Here is a 22,954-nt window from a genome sequence, read left to right as displayed (position 1 = left end):
TCCCGTTCCCTCAGCTCTGCGGCGGCGCGCTCTTGATCACCGCGAAGCGTGCCCCGTACGGGTCGGTGAGCTTGGCGATACGGCCGACGTCCGGCAGGTCCGTGGCCGGTATACGGACCGTGCCGCCCAGCTCCTGCGCCTTGGCGACCGTGGCGTCCGTGTCCGTGACCTCGAAGTACGGCAGCCAGTACGCCGGGCCCTGGGCCTCCGCCGGATCGTCGGCCTTGTCGACGACACCGCCGAACATGGCGTCCTCTTCTTCTCCGGCAGGGCCGAACGTCGTGTACGTCCCGCCGTAGAAGTCGAGGGCGAAGGTCTCCAGGCCGAGCGTCGCGTGGTAGAAACCCGCCGCGGCCGGCACGTCGGTGGTGTACAGCTCCAGCCAGCACAGCGAGCCGGGCTCCTGGACGACGTCGAGACCCTTGTTGGTGCCGGGCTGCCACAGACCGAAGGACACGCCCGCCTTGTCGGCGAGGATGGCCATGCGGCCCAGGTCCATCACGTCCATGGGCCGCATCAGCACCGAGCCGTGCGCCTGTTCGGCCGCCTTCGCCGTGGCGTCCACGTCCGGAGTCTGGAAGTACACCGTCCAGGAGGGCGGACCCTGCTCCTCGGTCGTCTGCATACCGCCGGCCGCCGTCCTCCCGTCGAGCTGGAAGAGGCCGTAACCTCCGGTCTCGGGTCCGCCCGGCTGGAACCGCCAGCCGAACAGGCCGCCGTAGAAGGAAGCGGCGCCCTCGATGTCGGGTGTGCCGAGGTCGATCCAGTTCGGCGCGCCGGTGACGTAACGGGTGGTGAGCATCATCGCCCTCCTCGGAAGGGTCCCGTTGTCCGTGTCCTTGTCCGTTGTGCTGTCTGCTCTGCCGAGTCTTGCACCGCCCACTGACAAGCGCTGCCGGAGCGCTGCCGCCGACTGCGGCGACGGCCGCGGTCACCATGGGTGCCCAGCGAGGAATGGGTGCCCAACGAGGACCTCCATGTTTTTCACCCGTTTCCGCGCGCCGCCGTGCGCCGCCGCGCGGGGAGGGAGACCATCGAGTCGACCGGAGGCCCTGCGGCGCGGCGTTGATCCCGCGTTGATCGAACGTTTTTCGCCGACCGGCACCATCCTGCGTATGCACCTCGAAACGATCGCAACGATCACCTCGCCCGACCTGGACTGGCAGCAGGAGGCGTTGTGCGCGCAGACCGGGGCGGACTTCTTCTTCCCCGAGCCGGGCAGCTCCGTACGGGAGGCGAAGCGGATCTGCGGCCTGTGCCCGATCCGCTCCGCCTGCCTCGAGTACGCGCTCGACAACGACGAACGCTTCGGCGTCTGGGGCGGCCTGTCGGAGAAGGAACGCCTGGAGCTCAGGCGTACGTCACGCTGAACCGACGGACGCCCTCGGGCGCCTGCGTGATGTCCACGGTCACCGTCCGCTCGGCCCGGTCATGGGCGAGCCGGTAGCCGATGGGGGAGTCGCACAGGGTGGGCGCGGCATCCATGTGACCCGTTCGCCCCGCGTCGCCCAGTGCGGCCGTACCCCTGGCGCGACGTACAGACGCGGGTCGCGGTCCTCGTCGCGGGCACTGTTGGTCCGAGCCGCCGACCGCGTGGGCGCCGGCACGTGAACCGCCGACCCAGCCGTCAGCCTGCCCCGAGCCATTCGCACGCCGCCGACCGTCGGCGCGCCATCAGCCCCAACAGCCCGTCTTCCCTCCGCCCCAGCAGCCACGGCCCGAGCCCTGCGCGCCGGAGCCCCCGGGCCGGGAGACTCGCGCCCACAGCCCGCGCCGTATGCCTCCGGCCGGCGGCCAGGGGGTCGCGCCGTAAATCCCCGGCCCGCGCGCTGGATCCTTGTGCCCCTGGCCCTCGGCCCTCGGCCGTCACCTCTCGGCCCTCGGCCGTCAGCCCGCGGTCCTCGGGTCTCAGCCCTGGGCACGGCCCGTCTCGCCTGAGTCCTCGGCTGTCGGTCCGCAGTCCTTGGCGTTCAGTCCGGGGTTGCGGCTGTCGGTCCATGGCCTTGGCTCCGGTCTCCATGGCCTTGGCTCCGGTCCTCGGCCGTCGTCTCTGGGCCTTCGGCTGTCAGTGCACGGTCCTCGGGTCTCAGCCTTGGACATGGCCTGTCTCGCCTTGAGTCCTCGGCTGTCGGCTCGCAGTCCTTGGTGCTCAGTCCGGGGTTGCGGCTGTCAGCCGACCGCACCTCCGGCCTCTTCACATGAGCGCGTGCCTGGGCCGGTGGGCCTGGCTCTCGGTTCCGGCGCACGGCCGTCACCCCTCAGCCCACGCCCCTCGGCCCGTAGCGCTGCCCCTCAACCCCGACCCTCAGCCCCCGGCCCGAGCCGCCATCCGGGCCTTCCGGGCCGCCAGCTTCTCGTCGAACTTCAGGGCCTCCGCGTCCAGGCCGCCCATGAACAGGCCCAGTTCCTCCTGGGCCTTCTGGCCCTCGGGGCCGAGGCCGTCGATTTCCATGATCTTCAGGAAGCGGAGGACGGGCTGGAGGACGTCGTCGTGGTGGATGCGCAGGTTGTAGACCTCGCCGATGGCCATCTGGGCGGCGGCACGCTCGAAGCCGGGGATGCCGTGGCCGGGCATGCGGAAGTTGACGACGACGTCCCGGACCGCCTGCATCGTCAGGTCGGGGGCGAGTTCGAACGCGGCCTTCAGCAGGTTCCGGTAGAAGACCATGTGCAGGTTCTCGTCGGTCGCGATGCGCGCCAGCATCCGGTCGCAGATCGGGTCGCCCGACTGGTGCCCGGTGTTGCGGTGCGAGATGCGCGTCGCGAGCTCCTGGAAGGCGACGTAGGCGACCGAGTGCAGCATCGAGTGCCGGTTGTCCGACTCGAAGCCCTCGCTCATGTGGGACATGCGGAACTGCTCCAGCTTGTCCGGGTCCACCGCGCGCGAGGTGAGCAGATAGTCGCGCATCACGATGCCGTGCCGCCCCTCCTCGGCGGTCCAGCGGTGCACCCACGTGCCCCAGGCGCCGTCACGGCCGAAGAGCGAGGCGATCTCGTGGTGGTAGCTGGGGAGGTTGTCCTCGGTCAGGAGGTTCACGACGAGCGCGATACGGCCGATCTCGGTGACCTTGGACTGCTCCTTGTCCCAGCCCTCACCGTCCTCGAAGAGGCCGGGGAAGTTGCGGCCGTCCGTCCACGGCACGTACTCGTGCGGCATCCAGTCCTTGGCGACCTGCAGATGGCGGTTGAGTTCGGTCTCGACCACTTCCTCCAACGCGTACAGCAGGCGGGCGTCGGTCCAGACGGCAGGGCTGCCGAGGTGAGGGGAAGTGATCGTCACGGGAACTCCAGGGGGACGCACAGCACAGGGCATGTCACCGGCGAAGCGGTTGCCGGGAACCTACGGGATCGTAGGCTACGAAACCGTAGGTTACGAAGCCGTAGGTTAAGGGCAGTGTAAAGACTGCTGATCAGCCGCCGTGACGCCGTGATTTCACGGGTATGCGCAAAGCCCCAGGACCCGCAGGTCCCGGGGCTGAGAACGCGATCCGTTCAGTCGGTCACGCATACAGTTCCCGCATCCGCACCGAGAGACATGTCACACATCCTTCGAGCTTCTCGAACTCGCTGATGTCGACCGGAACGGGCTCATGGCCGAGGTCGGCGAGCAGCTCCGCGGTCTTCGGCGCGCTCGCGGCCATGAGCAGTTTGCCGCCGCCCAGCAGCACCACATGCGCCCCGGACTCCTCCGGCACGGGCAGGAAGCGCGGGAACAGCGACGGCACGTCCAGCTGCGGGATACGTCCGAGGATCGTTCCGTCGGGCAGCGCCGTGATCGCCGACTTCAGGTGCAGCACCTTGCTCACCGGCACGGTGACGACCCGCGCCCCCAGCGGCTCGAAAGCGGCCCGCAACTGCTGGACACCCGCCGCGTTGGTACGGCCCCCACGACCGACGTAGATCGTGTCGCCGACCTTCAGCACGTCGCCGCCGTCCAGCGTGCCCGGCTCCCAGATCCAGTTCACGGAGCAGCCGAGCGAGGCCACGGCCTCCTCGACGCCGATGGTCTCGTCGCGCCGGGCCTCGGCACCGGGCCGGGTGATCAGTGCGACGTTCTTGTACATGACGACCGTGTCCTCGACGAACACCGAGTCGGGGCAGTCGTCGGCCGGATCGACCTCGATCGTCTCCCAGCCGTGCGTGCGCAGGGCCTCCGCGTACGCCTCCCACTGCTCGACCGCGAGATCGACGTCGACCTTCTCCCGCTCGATGTGCGTCACCAGCCCTTCGGCGAGGCGCGGGCTCGGGCGGCGGATGAGGGCCTTCTTGCTGGGCACGGGAGGATCTCCGGGTCGGTGGCAGGTTTCGGCACCCATCATGCACAGGACACCGGTCCGCCATCATGCAGGGCGAGCCTGTGCGGGCAAAACCCATGTGATCAGGCTGTGGCCCTCCTGAGATGCTCGGCGGTGAAGGAGCCGTGCGCTTCGAGGAGCTGGCGTGGCGTTCCCTCGAAGATCACCCGACCGCCGTCCGGCCCCCGTCCGGCCCCAGGTCGATGATCCAGTCGGCCTGCGCGACCACGTCCAGGTCGTGCTCGAAGCTAGGCGGGATACCCGACAGCTTCTGGCGTGGTTTCCTTCAGTTCTCCCTCCTCCAACATCAGCCAGCGGGTGATGCCGATCGACTCCAGGAACGGCAGGTCGTGGCTGGCCACGATCAGCGCCCCCTCGTACGACTCCAGGGCCGTGGTGAGCTGCCGTACGCTCGCCATGTCCAGGTTGTTCGTCGGCTCGTCCAGCATCAGCAACTGCGGTGCCGGCTCGGCCAGCATCAGCGCGGCCAGGGCCGCCCGGAAGCGTTCGCCGCCGGACAGCGTGGCCGCCTTCTGGTCGGCGCGGGCGCCCCGGAACAGGAATCGGGCAAGGCGTGCCCGGACCCGGTTGTTGGTGGCGCCCGGCGCGAAGCGGGCCACGTTCTCGGCGACCGACAACTCGCCGTCGAGCACGTCCAGCCGCTGCGGCAGGAAGCGGAGCGGGACATGCGCCGTCGCCGCGCCCGACACCGGCTCCAGCTCCCCGGCGATCGTCCGCAGCAGCGTCGTCTTGCCCGAGCCGTTGCGCCCGATGAGGGCGATCCGCTCCGGCCCGCGCAGATCGAAGCCGCCGGTCACGCGCGCGCCGTACGCCAACTCCAGGTCCATGAGCGTGAGGACGTTACGGCCCGGCGGTACGGCCGTGTACGGCAGGTCGACGCGGATCTCGTCGTCGTCCCGTACGGCGTCCACCGCCTCGTCGAGCCGCTCCTTGGCCTCGGTGAGCTTCTCCTCGTGCATGATGCGGTGCTTGCCGGCGGAGACCTGGGCCGCGCGGCTCTTCAGCTTCATGACGGCCCGGGGTTCGCGCTTGGTGTCGTACATCTTCTGGGCGTACCGCTTGCGCAGCGCCAACTTGACCTGGGCATCGGTCAGTTCCCGCTTCTGCTTGCGGAAGTCCGCCTCGGCGACGCGCACCATGCGCTCGGCCGCCTCCTGCTCGGTGGCGAGCGCCTCCTCGTACGCGGAGTAGTTGCCGCCGTACCAGGTGACCTCCCCGGAGCGCAGATCGGCGATCTGGTCGACGAGGTCCAGGAGTTCGCGGTCGTGGCTGACCACCACCATCACCCCCGGCCAGGCCGCGACGGCCGCGTTCAGCCGCCTGCGTGCGTACAGGTCGAGGTTGTTGGTGGGCTCGTCGAGCAGCAGGACGTCCGGGCGGCGCAGCAACAGCGCGGCCAGCCGCAGCAGCACCGACTCGCCGCCCGACACCTCGCCGATCGTCCGATCCAACTCGACGTGGCCGAGCCCGAGTTCACCGAGTGTGGCGAGAGCCCGTTCTTCGACGTCCCAGTCGTCGCCGACGGTCTCGAAGTGCTCCTCGGCCACGTCGCCCGCCTCGATGGCGTGCAGCGCGGCTCGCTGCGTGGCGATGCCGAGGGTCTCGTCGACCTTGAGGCCGGTGTCGAGGGTGACGTTCTGCGGGAGGTAGCCGACCTCCCCCGCGACGCGCACGGCGCCGTCGGCCGGGGCGAGTTCACCGGCGATGAGCTTCAACAGGGTCGACTTCCCGGACCCGTTGACGCCGACGAGCCCGGTCCTGCCCGGGCCGAACGAGACGTCGAGGCCCTCGAAGACGGAGGTGCCGTCGGGCCAGGTGAAGGAGAGGGATGTACAGGTGATGGAAGTAGACATACGGGCCTCCGCGGATGCTCGAAGCGATCAAGGGCAAACGCGTATCGAGACACCGGCGACCAACGGGGAGGCCTCGGAGGGCTCAGGGGCATGAGAAAAGCCCTGCTCCGGAGGACGGCTCGAACGCCGAGGTCGCACGCGGCGCACACACACTTCAGGTGTGACGCGGTGTCTCAGGACCTCAGACGAGCAACGTCCTTCTCCAATCGACGGCAACAGGACCGTGGTAAACGGTAGAAGGGGGCCCCGGGGCTGTCAACGGAATTAAAACGAGCGCAGGGTTAGGCTCGCCATCTCGACGCCGGTCCGTGCATCCCAGCCCGTCCGGCGTTTGAGGACGAGGCCCGTTCAGGGCCGAAGCGGGGGTCCAGGGGGCGGCAGCCCCCTGGCGGGGTGGAAGGGGTGGAGCCCCTTCAGGATGGGACGGGTAGGGGCGGCGGAGGCGAGAACCCCCCGTCAGCAAGCGTCCCGCATCAGTTCCGCCAGATCGCGGTCCAGATCGAGCTGAAGGTGCTCCAGACCGAGCGGCACCAACTCGCTGGTCGCCTGGAGGAACCGCCGAACCTCGCCCGAGCGGATGTGCACGACGGCCGTGCCCTCGGGGGCATGGAACTCCAGGACCGTACGGTCGAAGCCGTACGGCCGCACCCGCACGTCGCCGTCCCCCTCGGGCCCCTCCAGGCCGGCCACGAGAAGCTCGCGGCTGAAGGCCCAGCAGACCTCCACGCCCTCCAGGGTGGCCGGGGCCGGGAAGGTCATGCGGACGGCGAACGGGTCGCGCCGGTCGTAGTGAAGGGTCGCGGGAATGCTCGGCATCCGCGGCGCGGCGGCGACGAGACGGGCCTCAACGGGCTGCTCGATTACGGTGGACAACGCCATGCTCCCTTGTGACAGCTGGACGAACTTCCGGGCGGACGAGACCGGGCACTGGTAGAGACGACGGAATCAGCCAATCCGTGCACCCCGGATGCGAGTGACCTCTGTCACCGCCGTCATGCAGGGGAGTGGCTTGTTCGTCCGGCAGTGCCGGGAAAGTCACATGTGGTCATCGGGGCCATCTGGACGACACCGGGGTGGTGGGCTAGCTTCGCCCGCCATGAGGCGTTCGGGGAGCATGCGACGGTCGGGGCGTACGTTTCGGACAATGGCCGCGGGGGTGGCGTGCGGGGCGGCGCTGGCAGCGCTGACCGCCGTACCCGCGCAGGCGCAGGCGCACGAGCCGAAGGGCCGGGAGCCGCACTGGGAGCTCAAGGACAGCGGCACGCCCGAGGTGCGCTTCCGCGGGCTGTCCGCGGTCAGCCGGCACACCGCCTGGCTGGCCGGAACCGAGGGCACCGTGCTGCGTACCACCGACGGCGGCGCGACCTGGCGGAACGTCTCGCCGCCCGGCGCCGCCGAGCTGCAGTTCCGGGACATCGAGGCGTTCGACGCGCGCCGGGCCGTGGTGCTGGCCATCGGGGAGGGCGAGGCGTCCCGCGTGTACCGCACGGACGACGGCGGCGCGACCTGGACCGAATCCTTCCGCAACACTGACGCACGGGCCTTCTACGACTGCCTCACCTTCTTCGACCGCCGCCACGGCCTGGCGATGAGCGACCCGGTGGACGGCCGGTTCCGCATCCTGTCGACCAGCGACGGCGGCCGCTCCTGGCAGGTGCTGCCCAGCGACGGGATGCCCGCCGCGCAGGTGGGCGAGGCCGGCTTCGCGGCGAGCGGGCAGTGCCTGGTCAGCTCCGGGCCGAAGGACGTCTGGCTGGCCACCGGCGGCGCCGCACGCGCGCGTGTGCTGCACTCCGCCGACCGGGGGCTGACCTGGACGGCCGCCGACGCGCCGATCCCGGCGGGCGACCCGGCCCGCGGCGTCTTCGCGCTCGCCTTCCGCGACCGTACGCACGGCCTCGCGGTCGGTGGCGACTACCGCCCCGAGCAAGCCTCCCCGCAGGCCGCCGCACGCACCTCCGACGGCGGCCACAGCTGGCCGCCCGCCGCCACGCCCCCGCCCGCCTACCGCTCCGGCGTCGCCTGGCTCCCGCACAGCCGTACCGCCGCCCTCGCGGTCGGCCCCACCGGCACCGACGTGACGACGGACGGTGGCCGCACCTGGCGGACCGTCGACACCGGCTCGTACGACACCGTGGACTGCACGCCGGACCTGGGCTGCTGGGCCGCGGGGGAGAAGGGCCGGGTCGCGCGGCTGGAGAGCTGACGCCGGAATGTGGGTACTCGGTCGCCGACTGCGAGAGGAGTGACCCGACATGCCACGCGGTTCGAGCCCCAAGCGGGAACGCCAGTACGAGCACATCAAGGAGAGTGCCCAGGACCGGGGCGAGAGCGCCTCGCGTGCGAAGGAGATCGCGGCGCGGACGGTGGCTGTGTCTTCTGGGGGACACCCCCAGACCCCCGTGGAACGCGCACGGTCCGGCGAGTCCAAGTCCGCCAGCCGCACGTCCACCCAGGACATGTCCTCGGGCAAGCGGGGCGGCCAGCGGTCGGGCAAGGGCTCCCAGGGCCCCACCTACGACCAGCTGTACGAGGAGGCCAAGAAGCGCAACATCCACGGGCGTTCGGACATGAACAAGAGCCAGCTCAAGCAGGCGCTGGGCAAGTGAGGTTCAGCCGAGCGTCTCGCGGTACCGTGCCAGCTCCGGCGCCGTCTTCGTGGCGGCGAACTCGGTGATGCGGTACGCGCAGACCCCGGCGCCGACGAACGGATCCGTCGCGGCGATCTCCTCGATCCGGGCCCGGTCCTCCGCGACGGCGAGGATCACCCCGCCGTCGCGGGGGTTCTTGCGCCCGGAGGCGAGAAAGAACCCCTTCTCGTACTGCTCGTCGAGCCACGCCACATGCGCCTCCAGCACGGCGTCGACGGCATCGAGCGGGGCGGTGTAGGTCAGCTCCAGCACGAACATGATCGCGAGCCTACCCCCGGGGCCCGCGCCGGCCGGCCCCGGCACCGTACGCTCGTGCCCACCATGACGACCGTACGCATTCCCGCGGGCTGGCCCGCGACCGAGGAAGAAGCCCGCGCCGTCCAGGACGAGTTGCGGGAGCGGGTGGTGCTCGACGAGCCGGGCCCGCCGCCCGGAGCCGGGCACGTGACCGGTGTCGACGTGGCCTACGACGACGAGCGGGACGTGGTCGCCGCAGCAGCGGTCGTGTTGGACGCGGCGACCCTCGACGTCGTCGCCGAGACCACGGCCGTCGGGCGGATCTCCTTCCCCTACGTCCCCGGCCTGCTCGCCTTCCGCGAGATCCCCACGGTCCTGGCCGCCCTCGACGCCCTGCCCTGCCCGCCCGGCCTCGTCGTCTGCGACGGCTACGGCCTCGCCCACCCCCGCCGCTTCGGCCTCGCCAGCCACCTCGGCGTCCTGACCGGCCTGCCCACGATCGGCGTCGCGAAGAACCCGTTCACCTTCACGTACGACGATCCCGCCGCCGCGCGCGGGTCGTCCGCGCCGCTCATGGCGGGCGACGAGGAGGTCGGCCGCGCCCTGCGCACCCGTGATGCCGTCAAGCCCGTCTTCGTCTCGGTCGGCCACCGGGTGAGCCTCGACAACGCCTGCGCGCACACGCTCGCGCTGACCCCCGAGTACCGCCTTCCGGAGACGACGCGCCGCGCGGACTCCTTGTGCCGCCGGGCGCTGAAGGAGGCGACCGGTCCGAGGCCGGAGCTCGCCGCCCGAGCAGCGGCCGACCCCACCCGGACGTGGGGGCGTTCCCTGTTCGAGCGCCAGCCCCTGCCCGTGACCTGGGCGGGGCGGGTGCTCGCGGCAGCGGCGGAGGGCGTGGGCCGGACCCCGGAGATCGACGCCGCGGTGGAACTGGCGGGCGACCGCGATCGGTGGAGCCGGGGCAGCGAGGTGTTCGGACTGGTCCGCGGGCGAGGGCTCGATGCCTGGGAGCACCCGACGGACCAGCAGCGGCTGCTGGTCCGGCTCGCGGAGCTGGTCGGCAAGGTCGCCCACAACGAGGCAGGGCCCCCTCCCTTCTTCGACCATCATGCGGGCTGGCAGATCGGCCCCATCGCCGTCCGGATCGCCACCTCCGCGCCCGATCGGGACGTGCGGGAGCGGATCGCGGAAGCGTTGGGGGACTGGCCGACAAGTGATGACGTCGGTTGAGTCCCCGGCTCATTCCCCTTACTGAGTACGTCGTCTGAGTACCTGTACGGATGTCGCGGCCGACGTTGATCGGCAGGCTCTGACGCATGACGACGCACCGTGCCCCGAAGCCCCTCGCCGACCCCGACCGCCCCGTCGAGCGTGCCGTGACGGCCGCGCTGGTCCTGGCCACGCTGGCCGGGCTGGGCTGGATCGTCGGGATGATCTACACGATCGCGGGGTGGCCGCTCTAGGTGTGCTGACCGGACAGGTGGGTGACGCGGCCGGCACGTCCCGGGACCAGGGCCGTACGCGGCTGCCACGCCCCGGGACCGCGACCGTACGCGGCTGATACGACAGGAACCCGCGGCCCGCACCGTCGCGCACCCCGCCGCACGGAGCCCACCCCACTCGGCACCCACCGTTCCCACCGCCGGAGCCGCTTCACGGCCGACATCGTGGGCGTGGCCTGCGGCCCGGTTCCAGAAGACGCTCGCGCTGCACGACTGGTACCTGGGCGCCGACGATTGGGAGTATCCGCTGGTCCCGGTCGGAGCACTAGCCGCGGTCGAGAGCGGCGTTGAGGGTGATGGCCGCGTCGATGAGGGCGAGATGGGTGAACGCCTGGGGGAAGTTGCCCAGTTGGCGGCCCGTCAGGTCGATCTCCTCCGAGTACAGGCCGAGATGGTTGGCGTAGCCCATCATCTTCTCGAGCACCAGCCGTGCCTTGTCGGTCCGTCCCGCGCGCGCCAGGGCGTCGACGTACATGAAGGTGCACAGCGAGAAGGTGCCTTCCGAGCCGCGCAGGCCGTCGGGCGATGCCTCGGGGTTGTAGCGGTAGACCAGGCTGTCGCTGACCAGTTCCTGTTCCATGGCGCTGAGGGTCGTTGTCCACATCCGGTCCTGGGGGGTGAGGAACCCGACCGTCGACATGCGCAGCAGCGAGGAGTCGAGGACATCGGTGGCGTAGTGCTGGACGAAGGCCTGACGTTCCTCGCTCCAGCCCTTGGCCATGACCTGCTCGTAGCAGTCGTCCCGGGCCCTGCGCCAGCGTTCGGCGGCGGCCGGGCGGCCGTTGGACTCCGCGAGCCGCAGGGCGCGGTCGAAGGCCACCCAGGACATGACGCGACCGTAGGTGAAGTCCTGCCGGCCGCCGCGGGTCTCCCACAGGCCCTCCTCCGCCTGGTCCCAGTGGTCGACCAGCCAGTCGAGGTTCGTCAGCAGCGCGTTCCAGCCGCGGTGCCCCATCTGCAGCCCGTGCCGGTGCGCGAAGTGGATCCTGTCCAGCGCCTCGCCGTAGATGTCCAGCTGGAGTTGCGAGGCGGCGCCGTTGCCGATCCGTACCGGCGCTGAACCCGCGTAGCCCTCCCAGTGGTCGAAAACCTGTTCGTCCAGGTCGGAGGACCCGTCCACCTTGTACATGATGTTCAGCGGACCGGTGTCACCGTCCCTTCCGGCCCGCTCCTCGACCCGGTCGGCGAGCCACAGGATGAACGCCCGGGCCTCGTCGGTGAAGCCCAGACCCAGCAGGGCGTACACCGAGAAGGACGCGTCACGGATCCAGGTGAACCGGTAGTCCCAGTTTGCGCTCGCCGCCCAGTTGCTCGGGAAGCGCCGCCGTCGGGGCGGCCACCACGGCGCCGGTGGGCGCGAAGGTCATCAGCTTCAGCGTGATCGCGGAACGCTCCACGGTCTCGCGCCAGGCGCCCGGTGTAGCGCGACTGACGCAGCCAGGTATGCCAGAACTGCACCGTCTCGTCGAACAGTTGCTGGTACTCGGCCAGTCGCATCTCCCTGGGCGGCCCCTCGGCGGCCCACTCCAGGGCCAGCCCCCGCTCCTGGCCGGCCTCCAGGGTCAGCGTGAAGTGCAGAGCGTCCCGCCGGTCGGCGAGCACGTCCAGCAACCGCTCGTCGTCCGGTTCCCGGATGGGGTGCACGGTGAGCTCCGAGCCGTCCTCCGCGGCGAACACCGCCCCGTGCGTGCTGATGTGCAGACGGTGCGCCTGCCGCCCGTAGTCGAACCTCGGCGCTATCTCCAACTCGAACGTCATCCTGCCGCGCACGCAGCGGACCATCCTCACGAGGCGGTGACTTTCCGTGACCGTCGTTCCGGTCACCGGCATGAAGTCGATCACCTCTCCGGCGCCCGCCTCCGTCATGAACCGGGTGACCAGGATCGCCGTATCGGGCAGGTACAGCTGCTTGGTCGCGTACGAGTGATGCATCGGGCGGACCGTGCAGTGCCCGCCCTTGTCCTTGTCCAGCAGTGCGCCGAACACACTGGGCGAGTCGAATCTCGGGGCGCAGAACCAGTCGACGCTCCCGTCGGTCGTCACCAGCGCCGCGGTCTGCAGATCACCGAGGAGGCCATGGTTCTCGATCAGTGGGTAGTCGCCCATCGGGGCTGCCCTTCCGATGTGCAATTCATCCCAATTCCCCTAGATCAGGCTAAGCCTGCGGTCCGGATCCTCGCGCGGGGACGAGGACGGCCACATTGAGCAGCAGCTGGACCAGTGAGCCCCATGCGTGGTGCCAGTCGGCGAACGCCAAGGAGACCGCCATGCCCGAGGCGGCGGGGATGGTGGTGACGGAGAGGAACACGCCCAGCAGGGCACTGCCGCGCGCCTCGGTCAGCGAGACGATGCCGACGATGCCGGCGAGGAAGGCCACGGCGACGGAGAAGAAATTCGGCGTGTCGATGAGAGGTGACCACGATGGCCAGGGAGAACCCGACCGCCGACGCACGCAGCCCCTCGCGGACCCTGCGCCGGTTGCGGCGGTCCAGGCCGAGCGCGACGCCGGCGATCGCGTTGTACTCGGGGCCGACCACCATGGCCGCCACGATGAGGATCTGAGAGTTCGTCATGATGCCGACCGAGCCGATGATCCCGGCGACGGTCAGGAACAGGTAGAAGGACTGCAGGTAGGTGCCCTCGCCGACCGGGTGAGAGCGGATGGCATCCCGGCCACGTCCACGGTGACGCCTGGCTCGTGGGGCTGCAGCGGCTCGAAGTCCGCGTACTGCGAATCCAGCGGTTCCGGCGGCTCCGGCGGCAGAAGTGCCTCTTCCTTGCGGCGATCCGCTGCGCGGCGAGCTGATGATCAAGAGCCAGAGGGGCGAAGCACACGATCCGCTGGGCGAGCGCTGTCAGCCAGGGCCGACGGTGGAACTCAGGTACGCACCCACTATCGCCCGATGCGCGGTGAGCCGCCGGGGGAGGTGCTCCCTCCGCGTGCCCGAGCCGGCGCGTCAACCGGCCGGATCGCGTCACGCTCCATCCGCGAGGTGAGGAAGGAGGAGGACTTGCCGTGCGTCGGCGAGGCGGCGGCGTGCCGTGGGCCGCGTCGTCGCGCACCCTGGAGATGGGAAGGAGCGGCTCGATGAAGACTTCCGCAGCGATGCCGTCGGCAAGGTGGGCAAGCCGCCGAGTCGACCAGGCCGGGTGAGACGCGAAGCCTGGTGGCGCGGCCGTATCAGGGAACCGACTGTCTGGCTGAGAGCGTTCCACGCGCGCGTGGAGACCCGCTTCCCGGTGGTCACAGCACTCGTGGACCGCTTGGTGTCGGTGAACATCTTCGACTCCGCCACCCGTATCGCGGCGCAGTGCTTCCTGACCGCCGTGCCGCTGCTGTTCGTGGTGGGTGCGTACGCGCCGGAGGCGGTGCAGCACCAGGTCACTGCATCGGTCAGCGCCGTCTTCGGGCTGACCGGGCAGGCGAAAGCCCAGGTGGAGCAGGCGTTCGAGCCCCCGACCGACGACCTGCGCCAGGCGACCGGTCTGGTGGGTGGACTGATGGTGCTGCTGTCGGCGACCGCGGTGAGCCGCGCGGTGCAGCGGCTGTGCAGACGTGCCTGGCAGCTGCCCCGGACCGAGGCGAAGGTCGCTCCGTGGAGGTGGGTGGCGTGGATCGCCCTGTGGCTCGGCGCACTGGTCGTGCAAGGGCTGCTGCACAACGGGTTCGGCCTGGGGGCGGGGCTGGGGTTCCCGGTCGTCCTGGTCATACAGGCGGTCATGTGGTGGTGGACCCAACATCTGCTGCTCGGCGGCATCGTCCGGTGGAAGCCCCTCCTGCCAGGGGCCGTCATCACGGCCGTCGCGGTCAGCGGCCTGTCCGTGACCGCGCACTTCTACATGCCACGGGCCCTCAACCGGGCATTGGCCGACTACGGTTCAGCGGGTTCGGTCTTCGTCCTGCTGTCCTGGCTGATCGTCGTGTGTGTGGCCGTCGCGATCGGCCTCAGCGTGGGCGCGGTGCTGTCCCAGGAGTCCTTCCTGCGGCGCCGTCTGGGAACCCTGACGTCGCCACCCTGACGGCCGCGCCGGAATCAGGTACGTGCCGCCGGTTCCGAGGCGGAGGGGCGGCGGGCGGGAAGGGAGGTCGACGTGCCGTCGCCCGTCACCTGCATGTACGCCCGCAGGGTGACGAGCCGGTTCTCGCCGTCCACCAGGACCGGCAGCACCGGACCGTCGGCGAGGACTCGATCGCGTGCGGAATGTGCACCGGTGGCACCCGGATGCCGCCCGGCGGGAAGCCGGCCGGCCGTGGTGCCGTCGACTCGGCCGCCTCACGTGGCCGGCCCGCCGTGGCGTCGGGTACCTCGCCGTCGAGGTCGCGCGCCGCGGTCTGGGGCGGCCGTTCGGTCCCCCGGCAGCGCGCGTGCAAGCAGTGAGGAACGGCTCGACCATCTAATCCAGTGCCTCCAGTGCCTCCAGTGCCTCCAGTGCCTCCAGTGCCTGCGATACGGGACGCCGGTGGCGCAGGTGTTCTGCCCGTGCGCGTCGGCGCGCGATCAACGCGCTCCACGCCAGTCGGTAATACGGCGGGCGGCAGCCGCGCCAGGCGCAGGGCCTGGCCGCGGTGCCGACGTCGCTGGCCCACCCGCGTCCGCGGCGCCGGGCTCGTCTCGGTCGGCGCGGCGCCCGCGCGGCTGCGCTGCAGCGCAGCGGAACGGCGCCGCGGCGCTGCGCCGCACTCCCGAGTCGGGGCTGCGGCCGCCGCAGCGCGCAGCGCCGACACGCGCCGACCGCAGCTCCCGGACGCAACCGGGCCCGTCCGCGCCCCCTTGCGGTGCACGGGGAAGGGCAGGTCGCCCTGCTGCCGCCCCTGTTCGCGCGCGCCGTCGCGTTCAGCGACGCACTTGCGACAGGCCTTCAGCGCACGGCAGCTCTGGCCGTGGCCCGGTCCGACAAGCTGCGGGCTGGTTCACTTGGCGGCGGCGACCCGGAACGTGATCCCCGCTCCACGCAGCCGCTCGATCAGCGCGTCCCCCATCGCGACGGCCGTCGTGACCTGCCCGGCCGTCGGCGGCAGGTCGTCGAAGGCCAGGGACAGGGCCGACTCGGCGAACATCTTCGCCGTCTCGCCGTATCCGGGGTCGCCGCCCGAGACCTCGGTGAAGACCCGTCGGCCACCGCCCTCGCCGACGAAGCGGACCGAGAACCAGCTCTTCGCGCGCTTCTCGGCGCTCGGCCCCTCACCGGGCTTCAGCCGGTCGGACAACCAACGCCGGGCGGGCGGCAGTTGGGCGGCCGTGACAAGCGCGCCCATCGCAGCGACTCCGCCGAGGGCGATGGGCAGATGCCGTACGGCGGCGTAGTGGCGGTAGCGGAAGTCGGGGCCGTAGCGCTCGAGGGCCCGCGCGGATCGCTTGACGATCTGCGGGTCGATCGTCGGCAGCGGCACCGCCCAGGCGCCGACCTCCTTGGCGAACCGGGGCGCACCCGTCGGCGCCAGTGCCCGGCGCCCCATCAGCCGCGGCTCGTGGTGGGCGCGGTCGCGGGCGGCGGTCAGCATCTGGCGTCCGCGCGAGAACTGATTGAGCGCCGACGCGAACGTGCCGCCCGAGAAGGTGGCGTCGGCCGTCACGAACCCGTCCACGGTCAGCGGCACGCCCTCCGGCAGCTGCTGGACGGTGAAGTACGCGCCCAGGTCGTGCGGGATCGAGTCGAAGCCACAGGCATGCACCAGCCTCGCACCCGTCTCACGCGCGCGTGCGTCGTGCCGGACGTAGGTCCGGTCCACGAACTCCGGCTCACCCGACAGGTCGAGGTAGTCGGCGCCGGTGTCGGCGCAGGCGGCGACGAGGTCCTCGCCGTACGTCACATAGGGACCCACCGTCGTGGCCACCACGCGCGCGTGCTCGGCGAGACGGCGCATCGAGGCCGCATCGGAGACGTCCGCCTCAAGCACCTCGATCCCCGCGCCGCCGGGCAGCGACTCGCGCAGCCGCTCCAGCTTCTCCTTGCTGCGGCCCGCGACGGCCCAGCGCAGCCCTTCGGGCGCGTGCGCGGCGAGGTACTCCGCCGTGAGTGTCCCGACGAAGCCCGTGGCCCCGAAGAGCACGATGTCGTACGGACGATCCGCCCGGTCCAGCCTGGTCATGACACCCCTCGGTCTCGCAGCACGCGCCGTTGTCGGTGGCCGAGGCTAGCGTGAGGAGTGCGGAGCCCGACGACGAGGCTGGGAGGTATGCGGTGGCCGTGCCCGGGAATGCCCTGAAGAAGTGGGAGAAAGCGCGCGAGTTCGCCCTCGGGATGCCGGGCGCCGTCGAGCCACGCGGCGACTGGGTGGAGGAGAGCTACCGCACGATCGCGCCGAAGCGGCTGATAGCCGAGCTGGACGGGCGCTGATTTCTCCGGCAGCGGTTCGCAGTCGGCCTTCCCGCGGGTAACTTCCTAAGCGCTTGCTCTTGTGCCTGGTGGAACGAGTTCTTAGCATCACTGGTGTTACAGCAGTTGTGTCATATCTCCGTGATCGATCCTCCGGGGTCGCTCTCTTCGTGTCTCCCTGGGGGCTTGGATGGCAACGACGCCAGGACAGGGCCCGCTCACCGGCGTGCGCGTGGTGGAGCTGGCCGGAATCGGGCCCGGCCCGTTCGCCGCGATGCTCCTCGCCGACCTGGGCGCCGACGTGGTCCGCGTGGACCGGCCCGGCGGCACGGGACTCGCCATCGACACCGAGTGCGACGTCACCAACCGCAACAAGCGCTCGGTGATCGTCGACCTGAAGTCCCCCGACGGCCCCGCCCGCGTCCTCGACCTCGCCGCCCGCGCCGACATCCTTATCGAGGGCTACCGCCCCGGCGTCGCAGAGCGCCTCGGCGTCGGCCCGGATGCCTGCCACGCCCGCAACCCGGCGCTCGTCTACGGCCGCATGACCGGCTGGGGCCAACAGGGGCCGCTCGCCCACCGCGCCGGCCACGACATCGCGTACATCGCGCTGACCGGCACCCTCGGCATGATCGGCAGCCCCGACGAACCCCCGGCCGTCCCCGCCAACCTGGTCGGCGACTACGCGGGCGGCTCCCTCTACCTCGTCATCGGCGTCCTCGCCGCCCTTCACCACGCGCGCGCGACCGGCACCGGCCAGGTCGTCGACGCCGCCATCGTCGACGGCGCCTCCCACCTCGCCGCGATGATCCACGGCATGCTCGCCGCCGGCGGCTGGCAGGACCGGCGCGGCGCCAACCTCCTGGACGGCGGCTGCCCCTACTACGGCACCTATGAGACGGCCGACGGCAGGTACATGGCGGTCGGCGCCCTGGAACCCCAGTTCTACGACGAGTTCCTGGAACTGCTCGACCTCACGGACTTCGCCTCCGCCCGCAAGGACTGGGCCCGCTGGGGCGAGCTCCGCGAGGCGGTCGCGGCCCGCTTCAAGTCCCGTACGAGGGACGAATGGACGGCCGTCTTCGAGGGCTCCGACGCCTGCGTGGCCCCCATCCTGTCCCTGCGCGAGGCCCCGCACCACCCGCACCTCGCCGCCCGCGGCACCTTCACCGACCACGGCGGCATCACCCAGCCCGCGCCCGCACCCCGCTTCTCGGCGACCCCGACGGCCGTACGGACCGGCCCCGCGCAACCGGGCGCCGACACGGCTCAGGTGGCGCGCGACTGGGGCGTACCCGATCTGACGAAGGGCCTCGACATGGACAGCGCCGACATGAATGGCCTCGAATGAAGCGGCAGATCTTCGCTCCCGAGCACGACGCGTTCCGCGAGACCGTGCGTGCCTTCCTGGCCAGGGAGGTGCTGCCGCACTACGAGCAGTGGGAGAAGGACGGCATCGTCTCGCGCGACGCGTGGCGGGCCGCCGGCAAGCAGGGCCTGCTCGGACTCGCCGTACCCGAGGAGTTCGGGGGCGGCGGCACCTCCGACTTCCGCTACAGCGCCGTACTCGCGGAGGAGTTCACGCGCGCGGGCGCGCCCGGTATCGCCCTCGGCCTGCACAACGACATCATCGGCCCGTACCTCACCTCGCTCGCCACCGAGGAGCAGAAGCGGCGCTGGCTGCCGGGCTTCTGCGACGGCTCGCTGATCACGGCCATCGCCATGACCGAGCCCGGCGCCGGCTCCGACCTCCAGGGCATCCGCACCCACGCCGAGGACCGCGGCGACCACTGGGTGCTGAACGGCTCCAAGACCTTCATCTCCAACGGCATCCTCGCCGACCTGGTGATCGTCGTCGCGAAGACGACCCCCGAGGGCGGGGCGCACGGGCTGTCGCTGCTCGTCGTCGAGCGCGGGATGGACGGCTTCGAGCGCGGCCGCAACCTCGACAAGATCGGCCAGAAGGCGCAGGACACCGCCGAGCTGTTCTTCCACGACGTGCGCGTGCCCAGGGAGAACCTCCTCGGCGAACTCAACGGCGCCTTCGTCCACCTGATGACCAACCTCGCCCAGGAACGCCTGAGCATCGCGGTCTCCGCGATCGCCGCCGCCGAGCACCTGCTGGAGATCACCACCGACTACGTCAAGGAACGCGAGGCCTTCGGCCGGCCGCTCGCCACCAAGCAGCACATCCGATTCGAGATAGCCGAGATGGCCACCGAGTGCGCCGTCACGCGCGCGTTCCTCGACCGCTGCATCGAGGACCACGCGAACGGCACGCTCGACGCCGTGCACGCCTCCATGGCCAAGTGGTGGGCGACCGAGCTGCAGAAGCGGGTCACCGACCGCTGCCTCCAACTGCACGGCGGCTACGGCTACATGACCGAGTACCCCGTCGCCCGGGCCTTCACGGACGGCCGCATCCAGACCATCTACGGCGGGACGACCGAGATCATGAAGGAGATCATCGGCCGTTCCCTGCTGGGCTGACCCTCACCCCGAAAGGCTTACCAGTGAGCACCGAAGCGTACGTGTACGACGCGATCCGCACCCCGCGCGGCCGCGGCAAGGCGAACGGCGCCCTGCACGGCACCAAGCCCATCGACCTGGTCGTCGGCCTGATCCACGAGCTCCGCGACCGCTTCCCCGGCCTGGACCCGGCCGCGATCGACGACATCGTGCTGGGCGTCGTCGGCCCGGTCGGCGACCAGGGCTCCGACATCGCCCGCATCGCCGCGATCGCCGCCGGGCTGCCGGACACCGTCGCGGGCGTACAGGAGAATCGCTTCTGTGCGTCGGGCCTGGAGGCCGTGAACATGGCCGCCGCCAAGGTCCGTTCGGGCTTCGAGGACCTCGTCCTCGCGGGCGGTGTGGAGTCCATGTCCCGGGTGCCGATGGCCTCGGACGGCGGCGCGTGGTTCAACGACCCGATGACCAACCTCGCCGTCAATTTCGTCCCGCAGGGCATCGGGGCCGACCTGATCGCCACCATCGAGGGCTTCTCGCGCCGTGACGTCGACGAGTACGCGGCCCTGTCCCAGGAGCGGGCGGCGACGGCCTGGAAGGAGGGCCGCTTCGACCGCTCGGTCGTTCCGGTCAAGGACCGCAGCGGCCTCGTCGTCCTCGACCACGACGAGCACCTGCGCCCGGGCACGACCGCCGACTCCCTCGCCAAGCTGAAGCCGTCCTTCGCGGACATCGGCGACCTCGGCGGCTTCGACACCGTGGCGCTGCAGAAGTACCACTGGGTCGAGAAGATCGACCACGTCCACCACGCGGGCAACTCCTCCGGCATCGTCGACGGCGCCTCGCTGGTCGCCATCGGCACCAAGGAGGTCGGCGAGCGCTACGGACTCACGCCCCGCGCGCGGATCGTCTCCGCCGCCGTCTCCGGATCCGAGCCCACCATCATGCTCACCGGCCCCGCGCCCGCCACCCGCAAGGCGCTCGCCAAGGCCGGGCTGACCATCGACGACATCGACCTCGTCGAGATCAACGAGGCCTTCGCCGCCGTCGTGCTGCGCTTTGTGAAGGACATGGGCCTGTCCCTGGACAAGGTCAACGTCAACGGCGGCGCCATCGCCCTCGGCCACCCGCTCGGCGCGACCGGCGCGATGATCCTCGGCTCGCTCGTCGACGAACTGGAGCGCCAGGACAAGCGGTACGGCCTGGCGACCCTGTGCGTCGGCGGCGGCATGGGCATCGCCACGATCGTCGAGCGCATCTGATTCCCAGCGGAATCAGCGGCACACCCACAGACTGCTACGGAGACCCTGTCATGACACAGAGCACCACCATCCGCTGGGAACAGGACCGCACCGGCGTCGTCACCCTCGTCCTCGACGACCCGAACCAGTCCGCGAACACCATGAACCAGGCGTTCCGCGCCTCCCTCGCCGTGATCACCGACCGGCTGGAGGCCGAGAAGGACACCATTCGCGGTGTCATCATCACCTCCGCCAAGAAGACCTTCTTCGCCGGCGGAGACCTGCGCGACCTGATCCGGGTCACTCCCGAGACCGCGCAGGAACTGTTCGACGGCGGCATGGAGATCAAGCGCAACCTGCGGCGCATCGAGACCCTGGGCAAGCCGGTCGTCGCCGCGATGAACGGTGCGGCCCTGGGCGGCGGTTACGAGATCGCGCTCGCCTGCCACCACCGCATCGCCCTCGACGCCCCCGGCTCCAAGATCGGTTGCCCCGAGGTCACCCTCGGCCTGCTGCCGGGCGGTGGCGGCGTCGTCCGCACCGTCCGCCTCCTCGGCATCGCCGACGCGCTGCTGAAGGTCCTCCTCCAGGGCACCCAGTACAACCCGCAGCGCGCCCTGCAGAACGGCCTGATCGACGACGTGGCCGCCACCCACGAGGAACTGCTCACCAAGGCCCGCGCCTTCATCGAGGCCAACCCCGAATCGCAGCAGCCCTGGGACAAGCCGGGCTACAGGATCCCCGGCGGCACCCCCGCCAACCCCAAGTTCGCGGCGAACCTGCCCGCCTTCCCGGCCAACCTGCGCAAGCAGACGAACGGCGCCCCCTACCCGGCTCCGCGCAACATCCTCGCGGCCGCCGTCGAGGGCTCGCAGGTCGACTTCGAGACGGCGCAGGTCATCGAAGGCCGCTACTTCGTGGAGCTGGCCGCGAGCCAGACGTCCAAGAACATGATCCAGGCGTTCTTCTTCGACCTCCAGGCCGTCAACTCCGGCGCCAACCGCCCCAAGGGCATCGAGGCGCGGGGGGTCCGCAAGGTCGCCGTCCTGGGCGCCGGGATGATGGGCGCGGGCATCGCCTACTCGTGCGCCCGCGCGGGCATCGAGGTGGTCCTGAAGGACGTGTCCCTCGAAGCCGCGGTCAAGGGCAAGGCCTACTCGGAGAAACTGTGCGCGAAAGCGGTCTCCAGGGGCCGTACGACGCAGGAGAAGGCCGACGCCCTGCTGGCGCGCATCACGCCGACGGCCGACCCTCAGGGCGTGGCCGGCTGTGACGCGGTCATCGAGGCCGTGTTCGAGAACCCGGAGCTCAAGCACAAGGTGTTCCAGGAGATCCAGGACATCGTCGCACCGGACGCGCTGCTGTGCTCCAACACCTCCACGCTGCCGATCACCGCGCTGGCCGAGGGCGTCGAGCGCCAGGCCGACTTCATCGGACTGCACTTCTTCTCGCCCGTCGACAAGATGCCGCTGGTCGAGATCATCAAGGGTGAGCGCACGGGGGAGGAGGCGCTGGCCCGCGCCTTCGACCTGGTCCGGCAGATCAACAAGACGCCGATCGTCGTCAACGACTCCCGCGGCTTCTTCACCTCCCGCGTCATCGGCCACTTCATCAACGAGGGCGTGGCGATGGTCGGCGAGGGCATCGAGCCCGCGTCGGTCGAACAGGCTGCGGCGCAGGCGGGCTACCCCGCCAAGGTCCTCTCCCTGATGGACGAACTGACGCTCACGCTGCCGCGCAAGATCCGCACCGAGTCCAAGCGGGCCGTGGAGGAGGCGGGCGGCACCTGGACGTCCCACCCCGCCGAGGCCGTCATCGACCGCATGGTCGACGAGTTCGACCGCACGGGTCGCAGCGGGGGAGCCGGCTTCTACGACTACGACGCCGACGGCAAGCGGACGGCCCTGTGGCCGGGCCTGCGCGAGCACTTCACGCGCGAGGGCGCCGAGATCCCCTTCCGGGACATGCAGGAACGCATGCTGTTCTCCGAGGCGCTCGACACGGTCAGACTCCTGGAGGAAGGCGTCCTGACGTCCGTCGCCGACGCCAACATCGGCTCGATCTTCGGCATCGGCTTCCCCGGCTGGACGGGCGGCGTCCTGCAGTACATCAACGGCTACGAGGGAGGCTTCCCCGGCTTCGTGGCACGCGCGCGTGAGCTGGCGGAGCGCTACGGGGACCGCTTCACGCCGCCGGTGCTGCTGGTGGAGAAGGCGGAGAAGGGGGAGCGGTTCGGGGACGCGTGAAGCCGAGGGTTGGGGGGTGGGTTCTGCCCCCTGGACCCCCGCTCCTCAAACGCCGGAGGGGCTGACTTACCCAGCCCGTCCGGCGTTTGAGGACGAGGCCCGTTCAGGGCCGAAGCGGGGG

At 70.7% G+C, this 22,954-nt stretch carries 19 protein-coding genes and 3 pseudogenes; 11 read left to right on the top strand and 11 right to left on the bottom strand.

The window, feature by feature from the left end:
- Window positions 1–10 precede the first annotated feature (10 nt).
- Complete coding sequence (locus ADL12_RS40930) at window positions 11–802, bottom strand: VOC family protein (protein ID WP_062713058.1); 792 nt, start codon at window positions 800–802, stop codon at window positions 11–13.
- 313 nt (window positions 803–1,115) lie between these two features.
- Here ADL12_RS40930 and ADL12_RS40925 point away from each other — a divergent pair, with 313 nt between their 5' ends.
- Window positions 1,116–1,370 (top strand): WhiB family transcriptional regulator, encoded by a 255-nt coding sequence (locus ADL12_RS40925; protein WP_208614720.1) that lies wholly within the window; start codon window positions 1,116–1,118, stop codon window positions 1,368–1,370.
- Here ADL12_RS40925 and ADL12_RS57910 read toward each other — a convergent pair.
- From ADL12_RS57910 to ssgD, 5 genes are all read right to left on the bottom strand, one after another.
- Window positions 1,351–1,485: a hypothetical protein gene (locus ADL12_RS57910; RefSeq protein WP_279617195.1), complete on the bottom strand. Its 135-nt coding sequence runs from the start codon at window positions 1,483–1,485 to the stop codon at window positions 1,351–1,353. The genes ADL12_RS40925 and ADL12_RS57910 overlap by 20 nt on opposite strands.
- A gap of 820 nt (window positions 1,486–2,305) precedes the next feature.
- Complete coding sequence (locus ADL12_RS40920; protein WP_062712985.1) at window positions 2,306–3,280, bottom strand: acyl-ACP desaturase; 975 nt, start codon at window positions 3,278–3,280, stop codon at window positions 2,306–2,308.
- Window positions 3,281–3,500: 220 nt separating this feature from the next.
- Window positions 3,501–4,277, bottom strand: coding sequence for a dimethylargininase (gene ddaH / locus ADL12_RS40915; protein ID WP_062712983.1), 777 nt, complete (start codon window positions 4,275–4,277; stop codon window positions 3,501–3,503).
- Window positions 4,278–4,543: 266 nt separating this feature from the next.
- Window positions 4,544–6,169 (bottom strand): ABC-F family ATP-binding cassette domain-containing protein, encoded by a 1,626-nt coding sequence (locus ADL12_RS40910; protein ID WP_062712981.1) that lies wholly within the window; start codon window positions 6,167–6,169, stop codon window positions 4,544–4,546.
- A 456-nt stretch (window positions 6,170–6,625) separates the two neighbouring features.
- A complete protein-coding gene (gene ssgD / locus ADL12_RS40905; RefSeq protein ID WP_062713056.1) occupies window positions 6,626–7,042 on the bottom strand; it encodes a spore wall synthesis regulator SsgD in 417 nt (138 codons plus the stop codon).
- Window positions 7,043–7,313: 271 nt separating this feature from the next.
- On the opposite strand from ssgD, the gene ADL12_RS40900 reads away from it, so the two are divergent.
- Both ADL12_RS40900 and ADL12_RS40895 read left to right on the top strand, forming a co-directional pair.
- Entirely contained in the window at window positions 7,314–8,375 is a 1,062-nt protein-coding gene (locus tag ADL12_RS40900; RefSeq protein ID WP_062712979.1) for a WD40/YVTN/BNR-like repeat-containing protein, read from the top strand.
- A gap of 49 nt (window positions 8,376–8,424) precedes the next feature.
- Entirely contained in the window at window positions 8,425–8,778 is a 354-nt protein-coding gene (locus tag ADL12_RS40895) for a hypothetical protein (RefSeq protein ID WP_062712977.1), read from the top strand.
- 3 nt (window positions 8,779–8,781) lie between these two features.
- On the opposite strand, the gene ADL12_RS40890 is transcribed toward ADL12_RS40895, so the two are convergent.
- Complete coding sequence (locus ADL12_RS40890; RefSeq protein ID WP_062712975.1) at window positions 8,782–9,078, bottom strand: YciI family protein; 297 nt, start codon at window positions 9,076–9,078, stop codon at window positions 8,782–8,784.
- 63 nt (window positions 9,079–9,141) lie between these two features.
- Here ADL12_RS40890 and ADL12_RS40885 point away from each other — a divergent pair.
- Window positions 9,142–9,825 (top strand): annotated as a pseudogene (locus tag ADL12_RS40885) (endonuclease V); the annotation flags it as partial.
- A 551-nt stretch (window positions 9,826–10,376) separates the two neighbouring features.
- Entirely contained in the window at window positions 10,377–10,523 is a 147-nt protein-coding gene (gene mmpA, locus ADL12_RS55255; RefSeq protein WP_167364468.1) for a morphogenic membrane protein MmpA, read from the top strand.
- A gap of 304 nt (window positions 10,524–10,827) precedes the next feature.
- Here the strand turns inward: mmpA and ADL12_RS40880 are convergent.
- Together ADL12_RS40880 and ADL12_RS51830 are read right to left on the bottom strand one after the other, a co-directional pair.
- Window positions 10,828–12,668 (bottom strand): annotated as a pseudogene (locus tag ADL12_RS40880) (glycoside hydrolase family 15 protein).
- Between the two features lie 79 nt (window positions 12,669–12,747).
- Window positions 12,748–13,201 (bottom strand): annotated as a pseudogene (locus tag ADL12_RS51830) (DUF389 domain-containing protein); the annotation flags it as partial.
- 583 nt (window positions 13,202–13,784) lie between these two features.
- Here ADL12_RS51830 and ADL12_RS40870 point away from each other — a divergent pair.
- Window positions 13,785–14,582 carry a YhjD/YihY/BrkB family envelope integrity protein gene (locus ADL12_RS40870; RefSeq protein ID WP_244188241.1) on the top strand — a complete coding sequence of 266 codons (798 nt, stop codon included), beginning with the start codon at window positions 13,785–13,787 and terminating at the stop codon, window positions 14,580–14,582.
- A 14-nt stretch (window positions 14,583–14,596) separates the two neighbouring features.
- On the opposite strand, the gene ADL12_RS57905 is transcribed toward ADL12_RS40870, so the two are convergent.
- Together ADL12_RS57905 and ADL12_RS40865 are read right to left on the bottom strand one after the other, a co-directional pair.
- Window positions 14,597–14,731, bottom strand: a complete 135-nt coding sequence (locus tag ADL12_RS57905; protein ID WP_279617194.1) for a hypothetical protein — start codon at window positions 14,729–14,731, stop codon at window positions 14,597–14,599.
- Window positions 14,732–15,474: 743 nt separating this feature from the next.
- Window positions 15,475–16,653 (bottom strand): saccharopine dehydrogenase family protein, encoded by a 1,179-nt coding sequence (locus tag ADL12_RS40865; protein ID WP_062712972.1) that lies wholly within the window; start codon window positions 16,651–16,653, stop codon window positions 15,475–15,477.
- A 98-nt stretch (window positions 16,654–16,751) separates the two neighbouring features.
- Between ADL12_RS40865 and ADL12_RS55250 the strand changes: the two genes are divergently transcribed.
- The 5 genes from ADL12_RS55250 (at window position 16,752) to ADL12_RS40840 (ending at window position 22,833) form a co-directional block, all read left to right on the top strand.
- Window positions 16,752–16,901 carry a hypothetical protein gene (locus ADL12_RS55250; protein WP_167364467.1) on the top strand — a complete coding sequence of 50 codons (150 nt, stop codon included), beginning with the start codon at window positions 16,752–16,754 and terminating at the stop codon, window positions 16,899–16,901.
- Window positions 16,902–17,070: 169 nt separating this feature from the next.
- The gene (locus ADL12_RS40855; protein WP_062712967.1) at window positions 17,071–18,231 is read left to right on the top strand and encodes a CaiB/BaiF CoA transferase family protein; all 1,161 of its coding nucleotides are present in this window, start codon (window positions 17,071–17,073) and stop codon (window positions 18,229–18,231) included.
- A complete protein-coding gene (locus ADL12_RS40850; RefSeq protein WP_062712965.1) occupies window positions 18,228–19,370 on the top strand; it encodes an acyl-CoA dehydrogenase family protein in 1,143 nt (380 codons plus the stop codon). The genes ADL12_RS40855 and ADL12_RS40850 overlap by 4 nt, the downstream gene beginning before the upstream one ends.
- 23 nt (window positions 19,371–19,393) lie before the next feature.
- Window positions 19,394–20,608 (top strand): acetyl-CoA C-acetyltransferase, encoded by a 1,215-nt coding sequence (locus ADL12_RS40845; protein ID WP_062712963.1) that lies wholly within the window; start codon window positions 19,394–19,396, stop codon window positions 20,606–20,608.
- Window positions 20,609–20,658: 50 nt separating this feature from the next.
- A complete protein-coding gene (locus ADL12_RS40840) occupies window positions 20,659–22,833 on the top strand; it encodes a 3-hydroxyacyl-CoA dehydrogenase NAD-binding domain-containing protein (protein ID WP_062712962.1) in 2,175 nt (724 codons plus the stop codon).
- Window positions 22,834–22,954 lie beyond the last annotated feature (121 nt).

Source organism: Streptomyces regalis, from assembly GCF_001509475.1.
In the GTDB taxonomy this organism is placed as follows: Bacteria; Actinomycetota; Actinomycetes; order Streptomycetales; family Streptomycetaceae; genus Streptomyces; species Streptomyces regalis.
This window is presented reverse-complemented; position numbering and strand designations above follow the sequence as displayed.